Annotated in this window: 16 protein-coding genes; 10 read left to right on the forward strand and 6 right to left on the reverse strand. The window is 68.9% G+C overall.

Going from position 1 to position 16,814, the window contains the following annotated elements; genetic code table 11:
- Nucleotides 1–20: 20 nt before the first annotated feature.
- Nucleotides 21–518: a hypothetical protein gene (locus tag ABLG96_RS18125; protein WP_353648716.1), complete on the reverse strand. Its 498-nt coding sequence runs from the start codon at nucleotides 516–518 to the stop codon at nucleotides 21–23.
- A gap of 144 nt (nucleotides 519–662) precedes the next feature.
- Between ABLG96_RS18125 and ABLG96_RS18130 the strand changes: the two genes are divergently transcribed.
- From ABLG96_RS18130 to ABLG96_RS18140, 3 genes are all read left to right on the forward strand, one after another.
- On the forward strand, nucleotides 663–1,268 hold the full coding sequence (locus ABLG96_RS18130) for a TetR family transcriptional regulator (protein ID WP_353648717.1): 606 nt from the start codon (nucleotides 663–665) through the stop codon (nucleotides 1,266–1,268).
- 74 nt (nucleotides 1,269–1,342) lie between these two features.
- Nucleotides 1,343–3,025 carry an MDR family MFS transporter gene (locus ABLG96_RS18135; protein WP_353648718.1) on the forward strand — a complete coding sequence of 561 codons (1,683 nt, stop codon included), beginning with the start codon at nucleotides 1,343–1,345 and terminating at the stop codon, nucleotides 3,023–3,025.
- Between the two features lie 166 nt (nucleotides 3,026–3,191).
- Nucleotides 3,192–4,274, forward strand: coding sequence for a class I SAM-dependent methyltransferase (locus ABLG96_RS18140; protein WP_353648719.1), 1,083 nt, complete (start codon nucleotides 3,192–3,194; stop codon nucleotides 4,272–4,274).
- A 51-nt stretch (nucleotides 4,275–4,325) separates the two neighbouring features.
- On the opposite strand, the gene ABLG96_RS18145 is transcribed toward ABLG96_RS18140, so the two are convergent.
- Entirely contained in the window at nucleotides 4,326–5,597 is a 1,272-nt protein-coding gene (locus ABLG96_RS18145; protein WP_353648720.1) for an MFS transporter, read from the reverse strand.
- A gap of 289 nt (nucleotides 5,598–5,886) precedes the next feature.
- A complete protein-coding gene (locus ABLG96_RS18150; RefSeq protein ID WP_353648721.1) occupies nucleotides 5,887–6,519 on the reverse strand; it encodes a DUF2461 domain-containing protein in 633 nt (210 codons plus the stop codon).
- Nucleotides 6,520–6,606: 87 nt separating this feature from the next.
- Here ABLG96_RS18150 and ABLG96_RS18155 point away from each other — a divergent pair, with 87 nt between their 5' ends.
- Complete coding sequence (locus ABLG96_RS18155; protein WP_353648722.1) at nucleotides 6,607–7,320, forward strand: PIG-L deacetylase family protein; 714 nt, start codon at nucleotides 6,607–6,609, stop codon at nucleotides 7,318–7,320.
- Nucleotides 7,321–7,324: 4 nt separating this feature from the next.
- On the opposite strand, the gene ABLG96_RS18160 is transcribed toward ABLG96_RS18155, so the two are convergent.
- Complete coding sequence (locus ABLG96_RS18160; RefSeq protein WP_353648723.1) at nucleotides 7,325–7,882, reverse strand: TIGR04338 family metallohydrolase; 558 nt, start codon at nucleotides 7,880–7,882, stop codon at nucleotides 7,325–7,327.
- The gene (locus tag ABLG96_RS18165) at nucleotides 7,851–8,690 is read right to left on the reverse strand and encodes a DUF2786 domain-containing protein (protein ID WP_353648724.1); all 840 of its coding nucleotides are present in this window, start codon (nucleotides 8,688–8,690) and stop codon (nucleotides 7,851–7,853) included. The genes ABLG96_RS18160 and ABLG96_RS18165 overlap by 32 nt, the downstream gene beginning before the upstream one ends.
- 162 nt (nucleotides 8,691–8,852) lie before the next feature.
- Between ABLG96_RS18165 and ABLG96_RS18170 the strand changes: the two genes are divergently transcribed.
- The gene (locus ABLG96_RS18170; RefSeq protein ID WP_353648725.1) at nucleotides 8,853–9,854 is read left to right on the forward strand and encodes an LLM class F420-dependent oxidoreductase; all 1,002 of its coding nucleotides are present in this window, start codon (nucleotides 8,853–8,855) and stop codon (nucleotides 9,852–9,854) included.
- A 211-nt stretch (nucleotides 9,855–10,065) separates the two neighbouring features.
- Here ABLG96_RS18170 and ABLG96_RS18175 read toward each other — a convergent pair whose 3' ends face one another.
- Nucleotides 10,066–11,439, reverse strand: a complete 1,374-nt coding sequence (locus ABLG96_RS18175) for an MFS transporter (RefSeq protein WP_353648726.1) — start codon at nucleotides 11,437–11,439, stop codon at nucleotides 10,066–10,068.
- Between the two features lie 100 nt (nucleotides 11,440–11,539).
- On the opposite strand from ABLG96_RS18175, the gene moaA reads away from it, so the two are divergent.
- From moaA to ABLG96_RS18200, 5 genes are all read left to right on the forward strand, one after another.
- Complete coding sequence (moaA, locus tag ABLG96_RS18180; RefSeq protein WP_353648727.1) at nucleotides 11,540–12,631, forward strand: GTP 3',8-cyclase MoaA; 1,092 nt, start codon at nucleotides 11,540–11,542, stop codon at nucleotides 12,629–12,631.
- Nucleotides 12,624–12,923, forward strand: a complete 300-nt coding sequence (locus ABLG96_RS18185; protein WP_353648728.1) for a MoaD/ThiS family protein — start codon at nucleotides 12,624–12,626, stop codon at nucleotides 12,921–12,923. The genes moaA and ABLG96_RS18185 overlap by 8 nt, the downstream gene beginning before the upstream one ends.
- A 198-nt stretch (nucleotides 12,924–13,121) precedes the next feature.
- Nucleotides 13,122–13,874, forward strand: a complete 753-nt coding sequence (locus tag ABLG96_RS18190) for a hypothetical protein (protein WP_353648729.1) — start codon at nucleotides 13,122–13,124, stop codon at nucleotides 13,872–13,874.
- Between the two features lie 145 nt (nucleotides 13,875–14,019).
- Nucleotides 14,020–14,880, forward strand: a complete 861-nt coding sequence (locus tag ABLG96_RS18195; RefSeq protein WP_353648730.1) for a hypothetical protein — start codon at nucleotides 14,020–14,022, stop codon at nucleotides 14,878–14,880.
- 180 nt (nucleotides 14,881–15,060) lie between these two features.
- Complete coding sequence (locus ABLG96_RS18200; RefSeq protein WP_353648731.1) at nucleotides 15,061–16,806, forward strand: pyruvate dehydrogenase; 1,746 nt, start codon at nucleotides 15,061–15,063, stop codon at nucleotides 16,804–16,806.
- Nucleotides 16,807–16,814 lie beyond the last annotated feature (8 nt).

A 16,814-nucleotide genomic window follows, 5' to 3' on the forward strand; every position in this document is an offset into this window, starting at 1 on the left:
GCCCAACCCCGTTGAGAGCGTTACTCCTGGAAGCCGCGGAACACTCCGTCCGGGGTGGCGTCGGCGAACTCGCGGAAGTCCATGTTGATCAGTGACAGGTTCGCGCCTACGGATCCGACCTCGTAGGCCCGCACCCGGAACGACCGGCCCGGGGCGTTCTCCTCACCCCCGGGAGCATCCTTCTCGAGATCCAGTGCCACCACGGGATGGTCGTCATCGATCTGGGCGCGGCGATCGGCGAAGAACAGGTGGTTTCTCGACAGACGCATCCGGGCCACCTCGGCAACGAACTGTTGCGCGGTGAATCCATCGAACCGCGGATGGTCGACGAACGTCAACGCGGGGCCGAAGTCCTCGTCGCCGTCGTCCTGCGCATCCTCGCCCAGTCGGCCGGGCTGCATCAACGCAGTCTGGGTCCGCAACCAGGCGGCCTGGTCGGAGAAATCCGTCCGCACGACCAGCGAACTCTCCAGACCACCCGGTTCGTCTTCCAGATCAGTAACCACATGCAGGTCCATGCGCCGCCCGTTCACCCGTCGGGCCGCTGGGTGTCGGCCACTGCCCGTGATCCTGCCCGACGGGACCGACAGACCGGTGCCGAACCCTGTCCCGCACGTCACAACAACTTGCACTATTCGGGCTGAAGTGCAATTCTGCACTCTATGGACAAGAGTGCAATCGAAGTCGGCGGGCTGCGGGAGGTCCGTCGTCGGAAGACCGAGCGACGGATCAACCGGCACGCGCTGCGCCTCACCGTGGAGCGCGGGTTCGACGGTTTCACCGTCGAGGAACTGGCGGAGGTCGTCGGGGTCTCGCGTCGGACGTTCTTCAACTACTTCCCGTCGAAGGAGGACGCCCTGCTGGGCAACCCGCACGACGGCCTGTCTCCCGCGGCACGAGCGGTCTTCCTGGCCGGTGGGCCCGAGGGCTCCCTGTTCCCGGACCTGGTGGAGCTCGTCGCGTCCGCGAACGACGGCGGGGACGTGGACCTGGCCGACGTCGAGCTGTTCCACCAGGTGCTGGAACGCGAGCAGCGCCTGGTCCCGATGTTCATGAAGCGGTTCGCGGCGCGCGCCCGGGACATCGCCGAACTCGCCGCCGAGCGGGAGGGCACCACCCCCCAGGACCCGCGCATCAAGCTCGCCGTCGAGCTGATGGGGGCCCTGCTCGGTCGCTCCTTCAAACAGCTCGTCGAAGACGACACCCCGGCCCCGCTCAGCGATGTGCTCCGCACCAACCTGGCGGCCGCTCGAGCACTGCTGACCTGAGCACCGCTCCGACCCGGACATCCGTCATCGCCGGAACCTTTCTCCCCCAATCCTTCTCACCGAGAGACACCACCATGACCACCAGCACCACCAGCACCACCAGCAAGGAGGACGCCGGCCCGCTCGTCCTCGACCAGCGACGGATCTGGATCATCTTCTCCGCGTTGCTGGCCGGCATGCTGCTCTCCAGCCTCGACCAGACCATCGTCTCGACGGCGCTGCCGACCATCGTCGGCAAGCTCGGCGGCGTCGAGCACCAGGCCTGGGTGACCACCGCCTACCTGCTCGCGACCACCATCGTGATGCCGATCTACGGCAAGCTCGGCGACGTCCTCGGGCGGCGGCGGCTGTTCCTGATCGCGATCGCGATCTTCACCCTCGGCTCTGCGGGTGCCGCGTTCGCCGGCAGCTTCTGGACCTTCATCGCGGCCCGCGCCATCCAGGGTCTGGGCGGCGGCGGTCTGATGATCCTGTCGCAGGCGATCATCGCCGACATCGTGCCCGCCAAGGACCGCGGCAAGTACATGGGTCCGCTCGGTGCCGTCTTCGGCATCTCAGCCGTCGCCGGCCCGCTGCTCGGTGGCCTGTTCGTCGACCACCTCAGCTGGGAATGGTGCTTCTACATCAACCTGCCGGTCGGCGTGATCGCCTTCGCCATCGGTTGGTTCGCGCTCAAGCTCCCCAACAAGCGCCCCGAGCACAAGATCGACATCACCGGCATCGCCGCGCTGTCGCTGGCCACCACCGGCCTGATCTTCTTCACCGACTTCGGCAGCAATGACACCTACGGGTGGGGCAGCCCGGTGACCTGGCTGGTGTTCGCCGGCATGCTCGCCGCCGTCATCGCCTTCATCGCCATCGAGCGTCGCGCCCAGGATCCGGTGATGCCGCCCGCGCTGTTCCGCAGCCGGGTCTTCGTCAACGTCACCGCCATCGGGTTCGTCCTCGGACTCGGGATGTTTGCTGCCCTGGCCTTCGTGCCGACGTTCCTGCAGATGTCCTCCGGCACCTCGGCCGCCGCGTCCGGGCTGCTGATGCTGCCACTGATGGCCGGCCTGATGATCACCGCGATCGGTAGCGGGATCGCCATCAGCAAGACCGGTCGCTACCGGATGTTCCCGATCGCCGGCACCGCTATCACCGCGCTGGCCATGGTCTGGATGACGACGCTCACGGCCTCGACCCCGATCTGGCTGATCTGCGTGATGCTGTTCGTGTTCGGTCTCGGTCTGGGCTGCATCATGCAGGTGATCGTGCTGGTCGCCCAGAATGCGGTGCCCGCCAAGGACATCGGCGCCGCGACGAGCACCAACAACTACTTCCGAGAGGTCGGTGCCTCGCTCGGGGTGGCGATCTTCGGATCGATCTTCAGCGCGAACCTGTCGTCGAACCTGACCGCAGTGTTCACCTCAGCGGGCGCCACCGCCGAGCAGGCCGGGAGCGCCGGCGCCAGTCTGGATCCGGCCACTCTGGCCGCGCTCCCCGGGCCGCTGCGGGACGGTGTGGTGAACGCCTACGCCGACGCCCTCGCGCCAGTGTTCTGGTACCTGGTGCCGTTCCTGCTCATCGCGCTCGCGCTGGCTGTGTTCATCAAGCAGATCCCACTGTCCGACGTCGCCGGGATGGTCGCCCGCGGTGAGGCGGTCGCTGCCGGTGGGAGGGCTCCCGCTGGTTCCCACGCCGACACCGAGCTCGCGGCGCTCGACGCAACCGCCAGGCCCGATGCGGAGGCGTCCACCGCAGCGGGACGTGTCTGACGGACACGCCCCGCCCGGCTCCTGAGCCCCGCTCGTTCGATCGCAAAGAGCGGGGCTCTGCTGGTCAGGGGATCGAGATGTCGATGTATCCGGCGGCGTCCCTTGAGCCTCCGGAAGAGCAGGCGCCGTTCTCGGAGCACGGCCTGTTCGGACCAGGGTGATCGGAATGTCAGAGACCGTTGGACCCACGATGGTCGGACCGGACCACAGCGCTCCGGACCTGTCCGGCCGAGTGTTCGATCAGACTCTCGCGCTCATGGAGTCCGCCGCGATCTGGTTGGGCGGACGACTCGGCTGGTACGCGGCGCTGCGCGACGGAGGCCCCCTCACCGCGGCCGATCTCGCCATTCGCACCCAGTCGGATGCCCGGTACGCCCAGGAGTGGTTGGCACAGCAGGCCACCGCCGGGATCCTGGTGCTGGACGGGGACAGGTACACGCTCCCCGGAGGCCATGCCGAAGCTTTGCTCGATCGCGACAGCGTGTGGTGGACCGAACCGCTCCTGAGGCAGATGATGGCCGCGGTGCTCCGGTTGCCCGAGCTGGAGCACGCCTATCGGACCGGAACCGGACTCAGCTGGTCGGACTACGGCGCGGACATGTCGCAGGCACAGGGCGACGTCAACCGACCGGCTCTGCTCCACACCCTTCCCGAGGAGTGGGTCCCACAGATTCCGGGCCTGATGACGCGTCTCGGATCGGGTGCCCGGGTGGCCGACATCTGCTGCGGGCACGGCTGGGCCGCGATCGGGTTGGCTCTGGCCCACCCCGGCATCACCGTTGACGGCTATGACCTCGACGGACCCGCAATCGAGCAGGCGCGCCGGAACGCGGTCGCAGCCGGCGTCGGCGACCGTGTGCGCTTCCACCACCTGGATGTCAGCAACCCGCTCCCTGAGGACGGGTACGACGTCGTGATCGCGGTCGAATGCCTGCACGACCTCCCCGATCCGGTAGGCGTCCTGCAGGTGATGGCCGGCGCCGGTGCCGACGACGCGGTGGTTCTCGTGGTCGAGATGGCCGCCGATCCGGAGCTCCGGACCCCTGGCGACGAGATCCAGCGGGCTCTGTACGGTTTCAGCCTGCTGGTCTGCCTTCCCGATTCCCGCAGCGTCGACCGCTCGGTGGCCTCCGGCACGCTGCTACGACCTGCGGTTCTGGATGACTACGCGCGCCGGGGTGGGTTCGCAGGCGCCACCGCCCTGGATCTGCCGGACACCGGATTCTGGCGCTTCTACCGCCTGCGGTGACCCAGGGTCCGGGCGGCCGTCAACTTCCACACCCAGCGGGGGGACCTGCGGTCAGACCCCCTCTGCGCCGACGACCGCAGGGACCGGCACCCGGGCGGTCACGGCGGACGACTCGCCGCAAGCTGCGTCGGTGACATCTCCCGCTTCGCCGAGCTCGACCGGCCGCGGAGCCCGACGGTCGAGCAGCCCGGAGAACACCGCCAGCGACAGCCCGACCATCGACAGCACCGAGCCGACGACGTTGGGTGCCAACAGGCCGAAACCGCCGGCGATCACCATGCCGCCGAGGTACGCCCCGATCGAGTTGGCGACGTTGAAGCCGGACTGCACCGCTGCCGACACCAGCGACGGGTTGCCGCCGGCCTTCTGGGTGACCCGCGCCTGCACCATCGGCCCGATCATGAAGCCGGCGAAGCCGATCGCGACGAGCGTCAGCACCGCCCCGGTCTTGGAGTTGGCGGTGAGCGTGAACAGCCCGAGCACCAGGGCCAGCAGCGCCAGTGCGCCGTACATGCCGGGCATCAGGCGCTTGTCGGCCAGATGGCCGCCGACCATCACGCCGATCGTCATGCCGATCCCGGCGAGACCGAGGATCAGCGTGACGCTGGACGGGGCGAAGCCGGCGACGTCGGTGAGCATGGGCGCGATGTAGCTCATGGTCGCGAAGGTGCCGCCGAGGCCGAACATCACGATGGCCAGCGCCAGCCACACCTGCGGGCTGCGGAACGGCGCGAGCTCGCTGCGGATCCCCGCGTTGGCCGGGGCCGGGGCGAAGGGAACCAGGCGCTGGATCGCGATGAGCGCGATGACGCCGAGTCCGGTGACGACGGCGAAGGTCATCCGCCAGCCGAACTGCTGGCCGAGCAGGGTGCCCAGTGGTACACCCAGGACGTTGGCCAGGGTGAGCCCGACGAACATCCGAGCGATGGCCTTGCCCTGCCGGCCCGGCCCGGCCAGCTGACCGGCGACGATCGCGCCGGCTCCGAAGAACGCGCCGTGCGGCAGACCGGCGACGAAACGGAAGACGATACCCAGCTCGAGCGAGGGCGCCATCGCGAACAGGCCGTTGCCGAGGATGAACAGCCCCATCATCGCCATCAGCAGCGTCTTGCGCGGCAGCCGGGAACAGATGCCCGTGATCAGCGGGGCGCCGACGACCACACCCAGCGCGTACGCGGTGATCAGGTAGCCGCCGGTGGGGATGTCGACGCCGAGATCGCGGGAGACCTCGGGCAGGACGCCCATCATGACGAACTCGGTGGTGCCGATGCCGAAGGCGGCAATGGCAAGGGCGAACAGGGCGCGGGACGCGCTGGCAGGCATGGTTGGGCTCTTCACGGTGCTCGGTGGTGGAACCGGCTACGCCGCCGGGCGGGATGGGCAGGCCCCCGCGTACTGCTGCGGTCGGGCTGCGGTGTCGATCGACTTCTGTACCGATCAACACGCTACAGGCGCACCCCGGTGCCGCGCGCGCTCGTCACCCGCCGGGGACTGTCGGATCCCTCACGGCCTACCTTGCGCTCGCTTCCCGCGGCGCTCACGCTGCGCCTAGATGCTCACGGTCGGACGTGAGCGGAGCGCTCGAACGTGAGCGAACGCGGGTCGGCAGCACTCAGCCGCGATGCAGGTGCGCCAGCGCCCATTCGACGAACGGCCGGCCCTTGCGCCAGTCCTGGCGAACCTTGTCCACGAGGCCCGGCGTGTGCACCACCGTGTCGAACCCGTAGTCGAGACCGAAGGTCAACGCCTTGTGCCGCAACAGGTCGATCCTCGGGTGATCGGCCGGGTAGCCGCGCGGGGAGGTCTTCAGCGTCTCGCCGCCGACCTCCCAGCCGGCCTTCGTCATCCGCTTGACCATCTTCTCCAGCTCAGCGCCGTCCGGGCCGGCCACCGCGTCCCGATAGGCCCGCAACGCCTCGCCTTCGGCGTAGTAGAAACCGACGCCCACCCGCACCCCGGGGGCGCCGATCTGCACGTAGTACCCGGTCGAGTCGCGCACCTCGACGTAGGCGCCCTGATGTGTCTTGTACGCGGTCTTGTCCTTGGCGAAGCGGACATCCCGGTAGGGCCGGAACACCTTGGCGGGCCCGAACTCCGGCTCCAACTCGGTCACCAGCGCGGTGATCGGGTCCTTCACCGCCTCGAGGTAGACGTGCTTGTGGGCCTCCCAGAACGACTTGCTGTTGTCGACCTCGAGGTCGTCGTAGAAGTCGAATGCCGCTTCGGGGAATCCGGGGAATGCCATCCCCCGAGCGTAGAGATTCTCTCTCGGTGCGCGATCCGCACCCACAGCCCTTGACCTCATGCGCAGTGCAGGGTGTTCTCTGGAGGAATGTCCGAACCAGCAGCCGACACCCACGCTCCGTTCATCGTGCTCGACGAGAACTTCGAGCGAGTGGTGCTCATCGTGGCTCATCCCGACGACGTCGAATGGGGGCTGGCCGCCGCCGTCGCGCGGTGGACGTCGATGGGTAAGCAGGTCAGCTACCTCCTCGCCACCCGCGGCGAAGCCGGCATCGAGGGGGTGGCACCCGAGATCGCGGGCCCGCTGCGTGAGGAGGAGCAACGTGCGGCCGGCGTCCATGTCGGTGTCAGCGACATCGTCTATCTGGATCTGCCGGACGGCGGGCTGCAGGACGCACCCGACCTCGTCGAGCGCATCGCCGCTGCGGTGGCCGAGCGCGCTCCCGAGGTGGCGATCGTCCAGTTCTCCGGTGCGGAGTGGGGACCGGGCGCCTCGAACCACCCGGACCACATCGCCGCCGGGCTCGCCTCGATCGCTGCGCTGCAGGGCAGTGGGATCAGGCTCTACGAGCAGGATCCGCACGGACAGGTGCTCATCGACGTGCAGGATCATCTCGCCGCGGCGGTCGACTCGCTGGCTGCCCACCACGAGTACCTGGCCGTCCTGGATCCGGACACTCCGGTGCGGGACCAGGCACGGAAGGTGGTCGAGCAGACCTGTTCCCCGCTCGAGGCGCTCGGCGGACGGCGCGGCGTGCGGCTGCGTGCCCTGACTGCCGAGGCGCTGCCGGCCACTGCCTGACACCTCAGAGCACCGGATCGATCCCGACGTCGACGTAGGTGACGTACAGCAGCAGCCGCACCTCAGGACCGAGCGCCGCGTCGATCAGATCGAGCAGGGTCCGCCGGAACAGCGTCCCGTGCCTGGCGACCGCATCTCCGGCGAGATGGTGGGCGAGTTCGTGCAGCACCACCAGCTCCCGCATCGCCCACCCCGCCGTGCCCAGACCTGTCGGGAGGGCCAGGGTGGCAGTGCCGAACTCATAGTGCGCCTGGGTGTTTCCGCGGCGGCGGCGCACCGTGACCCCAGCAGCGCTCGGCTCCGAGTACTCGGCCCGCACCCGCGGCAGGGCGAGCACGGCATCGACGTACCGCTGGACGGATTCGAGCGAGGCGAACTTCCGCTCACCGGGCAGCGTCAGCGTCGACCCGGCCACCTGGAGCGATGGTCGGTCGAGCGACCGGTCCATCAACCGGTGCACCAGATCCTCCGCCTCGTAGACGGCGGTCCGGTCGGCGTCCCGGGGCGGGGTCGACGAGCCCCCGGCGCCCTCAGCCACCACGTCCGACGGCCCTCCGAGCACCGCCGATCGCTGTCCGGCCGCCGAGCTGGGCCTGCCGTCCCGCCGATCTCCCTGCGCGCTGGGCACCTTCCGCCCTGCCGACGCTGCTGCCGCGCCAGGCACCGCGCGCCTCGGACGTCTGCCGATAGAAGTCGTTGATCTCCAGCTCCTTCTGTCGGAGCGCGAGCGCAACGCCGGTGGTCCCTGCCGCCGGGACACCGGGCTCGAGCTCGGGGAGCCGTTCGCGCTGCTCCTCCCGGGTCGCCTCAGCGGTCGCGTCCTCACGTGCTGCGGCCAGCCGTCGGCCTATCTCGAGGGCGAATGCGTTCTGGAAGTTGATCCGTGCCGTGGTGGCGTGCACCGGGCGACGCACCGCGCGACCGGTGCGCGAGTCCCGCTTGTAGGTGACCTCGGCGCGGTGGGCGCCGGTGCGCAGATAGCGCTCGCAAGCGCCCACCATCTGGACCACCAACGAGGAGTACAGCGCCTCGCAGACCTCCAGGTCGGCTGCGAACCCGTAGGCGTAGACGAAGGTCGAGTTGCGGGCGATGTCGCACGTCACCCCGTTCGCCCTGGCGATGGCCACGTACAGCTGCACGTAGGTCGCCAGACCCCGCTTACCGGGTTCGCCGATGGTGATCGTGCGCTGCTCCGGGGTTGCTCGCCGCTCGCGCCGCTCGGTGTGCGCCCTGGCGATGGCGAGATCCACCGATTCCAACGTCGCCAGTCGCTGGGCGGCAGCCATGAAAGTGGCCGCCTCGTGTTCGTTGTCGGTCCCCTCGGCCTGCCGTAGCAGCGCCGCGATGCGACCCAGTGCTCTGTCCGTCACGCGTCCATTCTCCCGCTCCCGAGTTCCGTGCGTCGGCTCGCCCATCCCGACCTCAGCAGCGTGCCAGACGGGTCGGACAGTGGACCCTGGCGCCGCCGCTGGCGCGCAGCTCGCTGCTGCCCGAGGAGTCGGAGCAGGACGGCCCGGCGTAGATTCGGAGCCATGACTTCCTCCGCGACGACGCGATTCGGACTGTTCGTGCCACAGGGCTGGAAAATGGACCTGGCCGGCATCGAACCCCACGAGCAGTGGCACGCGATGTCCGCCATCGCCCAGCACGCCGACGCAGGTCCGTGGGAGTCGATCTGGGTCTACGACCACTTCCACACCGTGCCGCTGCCGTCCCAGGACGCCACCCACGAGGCCTGGACGCTGATGGCGGCCTTCGCCGCCTCCACCTCACGGGTCCGGCTGGGCCAGATGTGCAGCTGCATGGGCTACCGCAACCCCGCCTATCTCGCCAAGGTGGCCGCGACCGTCGACATCGTCTCGGGTGGCCGTACCGAGATGGGCATCGGTGGTGGCTGGTACGAGCACGAGTGGAAGGCCTACGGCTACGGCTTCCCCCGCGCCGGCGTCCGGCTGGGCATGCTGGACGAGGGAGTGCAGATCATGCGGCAGGGCTGGACCGAGGGCATCGCGACCCTGGACGGCAAGCACTACCAGGTCGACGGCGCGATCATCCAGCCGAAACCGTTGCAGGACGGCGGGATCCCGCTGTGGATCGCCGGTGGCGGCGAGAAGGTCACGCTCAAGATCGCCGCGAAGTACGCCCAGTACACCAACTTCGGGATCCCGGTCTTCCAGGAGAAGTCGGACATCCTGCGCGCCCACTGCGCGGACGTCGGCACCGACTTCGACGCGATCACCCGGTCCGCCAATGTGGACGTGGCGATCGCCGAGACCGAGGACGAGGTGGAGAACCGGCTGTCCTGGCTGCACGATCGCTACACCCGCCACGTCAACGCACAGAAGGCGGACGAGGTGGTGGCCGCGTACCGCAGCTCACCAGGCTGCGGCACCCCCGACCAGGTAATCGAAAAGCTGCAGGCGGCGCGCGCACTGGGCGCGTCGTACTTCATCACCTACTTCCCGGAGGCAGCCTTCGACCTGTCCGGCGTCGACCTGTTCGCCTCGAAGGTCATCCCCGCACTCCAGGGCTGAGCACCACGGAGGTTCTTCCCTCCTCATTGGGCGAAGCGTGTGTCCGCTGGATCCTCGGGGATTCATACCGTTCGGGGATTCGGACGAGGGCGATGCGAAGCCCTCTGCAGCGCCAGACGCGCCGGTGAGCCTGCGAACCGGCGCGTCCAGCGAAGCCTGCGCAGCATCGCCCTCGTCCGAATCCCCTCCCGGTCCAGTATCGACCACTCGCTCAGCGGACCCGCCGCGAGACCAGAGTCATGAGCAGGGCGGGGACCGCGGCGATCAGGAACACCGCGCCGAAACTGGTCGCGATCGTGGATCCCTGGGTCGAGAGCAGGGTGAACACGACGGCTGCGACCGCCAGAGCTGTTGCGGCAGCGGTGGAATCGGAGATCTGCAGCGCAGCGCTGACGAACCCCTCCTCGTCGTCGACCGCCCTGGCCAGCGCGAAATCCGTCACCCGTGGGTATGCCGAACCGAGTCCGAAGCCGACCAGCGGCCAGATCGCAATGATCGTCCAGGCCGGTGCGGAGAGCAGGACCGACGCGGCGATGCCGCACATGCCGACCAGGACTGCGAGGCCGGCCAGACCTACCGCCGTCCGCACCGTCATGCGGTCGGCGAATCGGCCCTGCACGGTCGATCCGAGGAACCAGGTCACGCCGCAGATCGAGAGCGCCAGCCCGGCCAGCGTCGGCGGATAGCCGTCGCGCGCGGTGAGCAGACGAGGGATGTAGATCTCCGCTCCTGCAAAGGATCCGAAGGCCAACCCCCGGGCCAGGACGCCTGCGGGAAGGCCGGTCGCGGCTCGCAGGGTGCCGTGCGGGGTCAGCCGGGTGACGCACCATGCAGCGACCGCGAGCGCCACTGCACCGCCCAGGATCCAGCCGATCGCCGGATGTTCGGCGACCGTGTTGAGCGTCATGACGGCGACCGCCAGGACCACCGCCGAGATGATCGCCGTGTGCCGCCACGGGACAGCGGTCCGCTCCGGCGCGAGGCCCTTCAGGATCGGCACCAGCAGGGTCGCGGCGATCACCAGGATGAGGATCGACACCCCGAACACCCACCGCCACCCCAGGGTGTCGGCGATGACGCCGGCCAGGAACGGACCGAAGATCGACGGCAACACCCACGCAGCACTGAACCCGGCGAACACCTTGACGCGCAGCGCTTCCGGGTAGACGCGTATCACCAGTACGTAGAGCGCCGTGTTGGTCAGACCGGCGCCGAGCCCCTGCAACAACCGGGCGACGACGAACACCACCATGCCTGGAGCGAACGCGGCGAGCACCAGGCCGGCGGCGAATAAGGTCAGGCCCAGTACGAATGCGGGTCGCGGTCCGCGTCGATCCACGAGGTTGCCGCCGCACACCACGCTGACGACGGAGGCCACCAGCGTTCCGGCGAAAGCCGCCGCGTACAGCGCTGCGCCGTCGAGGTCGGCCGAGATCACCGGCATCACCGTGGTGAGCGCGAGCGCTTCGAAGGCCGTGAGCGCGACCAGGGCGAAGATGCCGATCCCGGTGGAGCGGTACTCGCGCGACAACAGCGAAGGTGGGCGGTCGGCGATCGCCGCGGGATCGGATGCACGGGTGGCCACGCAGCGACTGTAGAAGTTCAACCGCGCGAGAGGTCAACGGTGACCGGGCGACCCGCACCGGTGACGACACGATGGCTCCCGACGCGACTACCCTGGCAGCATGACGGCGATCGCGTTGGGAGTGCCCGTCATCCGGACCGCTCCGGGTGACAGCGAACTGCCCCCGCTCGCCGACCGCCCGATTTCTCCCGGTCTGATCGATTCGTACGGTCGCCGCGCGAGCGACCTGCGCATCTCGTTGACCGACCGGTGCAACCTGCGCTGCACCTATTGCATGCCGGCGGAGGGTCTCGACTGGGCGCCCACGTCCGAATTGTTGTCGGACGAGGAGATCGGCCGGCTGATCAGGATCGCCACCGAACGCCTCGGCATCGAGGAAATCCGCTTCACCGGTGGCGAGCCGCTGCTGCGCAAGGGCTTGCCGGCGATCATCCGCACCGCAGCTGCGCTGCCGAACCGGCCGATGATGTCGCTGACCACGAACGGCCTGGGTCTGCACCGACGGGCTGCGGAGTTCGCCGCCGCCGGCCTCGACCGGGTCAACATCTCCCTCGACACGATCCGCCGCGACCGCTACCTCGCCATCACCCGCCGGGATCGGCTCGACGACGTCCTGAGCGCGCTCGTCGCAGCGCAGGAGGCCGGCCTGGGGCCGGTGAAGATCAATGCTGTCCTGTTGCGGGGGGTCAACGACGACGAGGCGGCGGACCTGCTCGCATTCGCCGTCGACGGCGGATACCAGCTGCGCTTCATCGAGCAGATGCCGCTCGACGCCGGTCATCAGTGGCACCGGTCGGAGATGGTGACCGCAGAGGAGATCCACGCAACGCTGGCCACCCGGTTCGCCCTGTCCCCGCACCGAGCCCCCCGCGAAGGTTCACCTGCCGAACTGTTCGACGTCCGGAGCCGCTCCGGGGGCGACGTGCTGGGCACGGTCGGGGTGATCGCCTCGGTGAGCAAGCCGTTCTGCGGTGACTGCGACCGCACCCGGTTGACCTCCGACGGCCAGGTCCGGACCTGCTTGTTCTCGACGTCGGAGACCGATCTGCGGGTTCTGCTGCGCGGTAGTGCCGACGACGAGGAGATTGCCGAGACCTGGCGGATCGCCATGTGGGGCAAGCGGTTCGGCCACGGCATCGACAACCCCGACTTCCGCCAACCCGATCGACCGATGAGCGCCATCGGTGGCTGAGCCCACGGTGAGCAGCACCGGCCGCGACCCCGAGCTGTCGACCAGGTCGCTGACCGTGCGTTTCTTCGCGGCGGCCAAGGCCGCCGCCGGAACCGGCGAGGTGCGGATCCCGGTGGCACCCGATGCCACCGTCGACGACCTGCTCGGCGTGCTCGCAGAGCGCTACGGCACGGAGCTGGGCGGGGTGGTCGCCCACAGCTCGTTCCTGCTGGACGGCATCGGGGTCGAGCGTGAGAACCGGATCGGGGCCGCGGCGGGACTCGACATCCTGCCGCCGTTCGCCGGCGGCTGATCAGGGCGATCGGCCGTATCACCCGGGCGCGAAAGAAAACAGGCCGGAATGTATCCACCTGCGTGTTTCTGCGCTCGGTCCGTTGGATAATGCGATCCGACGATCCGAGGGACCTTGCGCGGTGATCGTCGGGTCGAGGCATCCGCTGCACGCCTCTTCCCATCCGCCGCGCCACCCGGCAAGACGCCAGGAGTACCGATGACCCAGGCACCTCCCCCCGGATCCGAGAACGATCCGGGCGGCTATCCGTCCAGCCCTCCCCCGCAGCCCTCCGACCCCGGCCAGCAGGCCGGCTACCCGGCGGCACCCCCGCCTCCCGGCCAGCAGACTCCGCAGCAGGGATACCCGGCCGCGCCGCCGCCCCCTGCCGCGAACTACGGGCAGCCCGCAGCGCCGGGCGCCTACGGCCAGCCCGCCACCCCCGGCGCGTACGGCCAGCCCCCGGCACCCGCCGGCGGCAGCCAGATGTCCTTCGACGCCTCCAAGGTGACGAACGCCGACTGGGCCTTCTTCGGCGTCGGTGTGCTGATGTTGATCTTCAGCTTCTTCGGCTGGTACTCCGTCAGCACGTCCGGCGAGATGGCCGCCTACACCGGCGGCTACAGCCAGGGCGGCTGGAACGGCTGGTGGACCATTATCCAGCTGCTGCTGCTCGCGACCCTGGTGATCCGCGCGGTCCAGGTGTTCACCGGCAACCTGCGCACGCAGATCCCGGGAATCGCCCAGGTTGCGGCTGTCGGCCTGATCATCCTGCTGACGATCATTGCGCTGATCCAGTCATTCGCGAACTCCGACTCCGTCGACACCGGGTCCGGCAGCATCTCCGCTGGCCCCGGCTTCGGCATCTGGGCCTACTTGATCCTTGCGATCGTGCTCGGCTACCTGCTGACGCTCGCCAAGCAGAAGGAGGGCCCGCTGCCCTTCAAGGTGCCGAGCGTAGCCGGTCTGTAACCGGTACCGCAGCAGTCGTCCGAGCCCCGGCCGGGTTGGTGGATGTCCTCCACCGACCCGGCCGGTCGCGTTACCTTGTCTGTCGCAGGGTCGGCCACCTCCGGCGCGACCTCGTCAGCGCACCAGATCTCAGGAGGATCCCGTCATGACGCAGCCCCCGCAGGGTGGCTACCCGCAGCAGCCCGGTCAGCCGGGCGGATACCCGCAGCAGCCCGGTCAGCCGGGCGGCTATCCCCCGCAGCAAGGATATCCACAGCCCGGGTACCAGCAGCCCGGTCAGTACGGCCAGCCGCAGCAGGGTGCCACGCCCGGCTACCCGCAGCAGGGTGCTCCGCCTGCCTACCAACCCCCGGCCGGCGGCTATCAGGGCCCCGGCTACGGCCAGCAGAATCCCTATGCCGCACCGGGGTACGGCCAGCCCACCGCTCCGAAAGCTCCGCCCCACTGGTCGGGTCTGGCGGCGATCGGCGCGGCCCTGCTGGTCTTCGTCGCAGGGTTCCTGCCGTTCTACTCGCTCGGTGTCGACACCTCCGGCGCCCCCGCCGAGATCCGCACACAGATCGAACGTTCCCTGGAATCTGTGCCGAAGAGCACCAACGCCTGGACCCTGTGGTGGTGGGTGCCCATCGTGCTGGCGGTTCTGGTCGCGGTCGCGCTGGGACTCGTCGTGTTCCGCGTCCTGAGCAGCCGCCAGCTCCAGCCGATGTGGATCTTCTACGGCGCGGCGCTGGTTGCAGTGACGATGATCGGTGTCGTCATCCACGCTCTGGTCGGTCCCTCGATCTCGGCCGGCGGGATGGACATCGATGCAGCGACACAGCAACTCGAGCGCGTGGGGATCAAGCTCTCCCTCGGCCCGGGCTGGGCGCTCTGGCTCGCACTCGTCGCCGCGCTCGCCCTGGCGTACTTCACGTTCGAGTATGCCCGGCAGAGCAAGCCGAAGGGGGCCGGCGGGTACCCGCAGCAGGGCTACCCGCAGCCAGGCGCCCAGCAGCCCTGGGGCTGACCTCGCTCGGCAGCACTCATCGCACCAACCCGGAAGGCCGCGAACGCACCCGCGTTCGCGGCCTTCCGCGTGCGTGGGTGATCAGCGCCTCAGCGCCGCCAAGTGCGTCGGGTCTGCCGAGCAGGCAGGCTGGGTAACGGTGGAGCACACCGCAGTCCAGCATCCAGGAGGATCACCCCCATGCCGAAACTCGCCGATCAGATCGTCGATCAACTCCGCCGAGCGGGCGTGCGCCGGATCTACGGGATCGTCGGCGACAGCCTCAACCCGATCGTGGACGCAGTGCGGCGCACCGGCGGATCGGTCAAGGGCGGGATCGACTGGATCCACGTCCGGCACGAGGAGGCTGCAGCGTTCGCCGCGTCCGCAGATGCCCAGCTCACCGGCGAACTGGCTGTCTGCGCCGGGTCCTGCGGCCCGGGCAACCTGCACCTGTTCAACGGCCTGTACGACGCGAACCGCAGCGGCGCACCGGTTCTCGCGATCGCCAGCCACATCCCGAGCGCGCAGATCGGCCAGAGCTACTTCCAGGAGACCCACCCGGATCGGCTGTTCACCGAGTGCTCGGTCTACTCGGAGCTGATCAGCACCCCTGTCCAATCGCCACGGGTCGTGCGTTCGGCCATCCAGCACGCCGTCGGCATCGGCGGCGTCGCGGTGATCACCCTCCCCGGCGACGTCGCCGACGAACCGGCGGTCGGTGAGCTCCCGGAGTTCGTGCCCTTCGACCCGGGCACGCTCACCCCGTCACCGGCAGCGGTCGCGTCGCTCGCGGCAGCCATCAATGCAGCCTCGAAGGTCGCCATCTTCGCCGGTGCGGGCGTCGCGGACGCCCACGACGCGGTCATCGAGTTGGCCGGGAAGATCGGCGCACCCATCGGGCACTCGTTGCGCGGCAAGGACTTCATCCAGTACGACAACCCGTTCGACGTCGGCATGACGGGTCTGCTCGGTTACGGCGCAGCCTCCGACGGGATCGACGACGCCGACCTGCTGCTCATGCTCGGCACCGATTTCCCGTACGACCAGTTCCTGCCGGACGTCACCACTGCGCAGGTCGATCGCAACCCAGCCGTGCTCGGGCGCCGGACCGCCGTCGACCTGCCGGTGCACGGCGACGTCGGCGCGACGCTGGCCGCGTTGATCCCCCAGGTCGAGGTGAAGAAGAGCCGCCGATTCCTGGACAAGACCCTCAAGAAGCACGACAAGCTGATGACGAAATCCGTCGGCGCGTACACCCGCAAGGCCGACGCCCTGGTGCCGATCCATCCGGAGTACGCCGCCTCGCTGCTCGACGAGGCACTGGCAGACGACGCGATCATCACGGCCGACACCGGCATGTGCAACGTCTGGTCGGCGCGCTACATCAACCCCACTTCTCGACGCCGGTTGATCGGCTCGTTCCTGCACGGGTCGATGGCCAATGCATTGCCGCAGGCGATCGGAGCCCAGTTCGCGTTCCCCGATCGCCAGGTCGTCTCGATGTCCGGCGACGGCGGGTTGGCGATGTTGATGGGCGACATGCTGACGCCGGTCATGTACGACCTGCCGCTGACGGTTGCGCTGTTCAACAACTCCACCCTCGGCATGGTCAAGCTGGAGATGCTGGTCGACAAGCTCCCGGACTTCGGGGTGGACGTCCCCGCGACCGACTACGCGGCGATCGCCAGGGCGATGGGCTGGCACGCGATCCGGGTCGAGCAGCCGACGCAACTGGCGGCCGCCTACGCGGAGGCGCTCGCACACCGCGGTCCGTCGTTGATCGACATCGTCACCGATCCGCGCGCACTGTCGGTTCCACCGAAGATCAGCTCCGGTCAGGTCTTCGGCTTCGCCACGGCGATGAGCAAGATCGTGATGAACGGCGGCGCCGGAGAAGCGGTCGCGATGGCCAGATCGAACCTGCGCAACATCCCGCGAGGCTGATCCTCTGC

This window comes from Nakamurella sp. A5-74 (genome assembly GCF_040438885.1).
In the GTDB taxonomy this organism is placed as follows: Bacteria; Actinomycetota; Actinomycetes; order Mycobacteriales; family Nakamurellaceae; genus Nakamurella.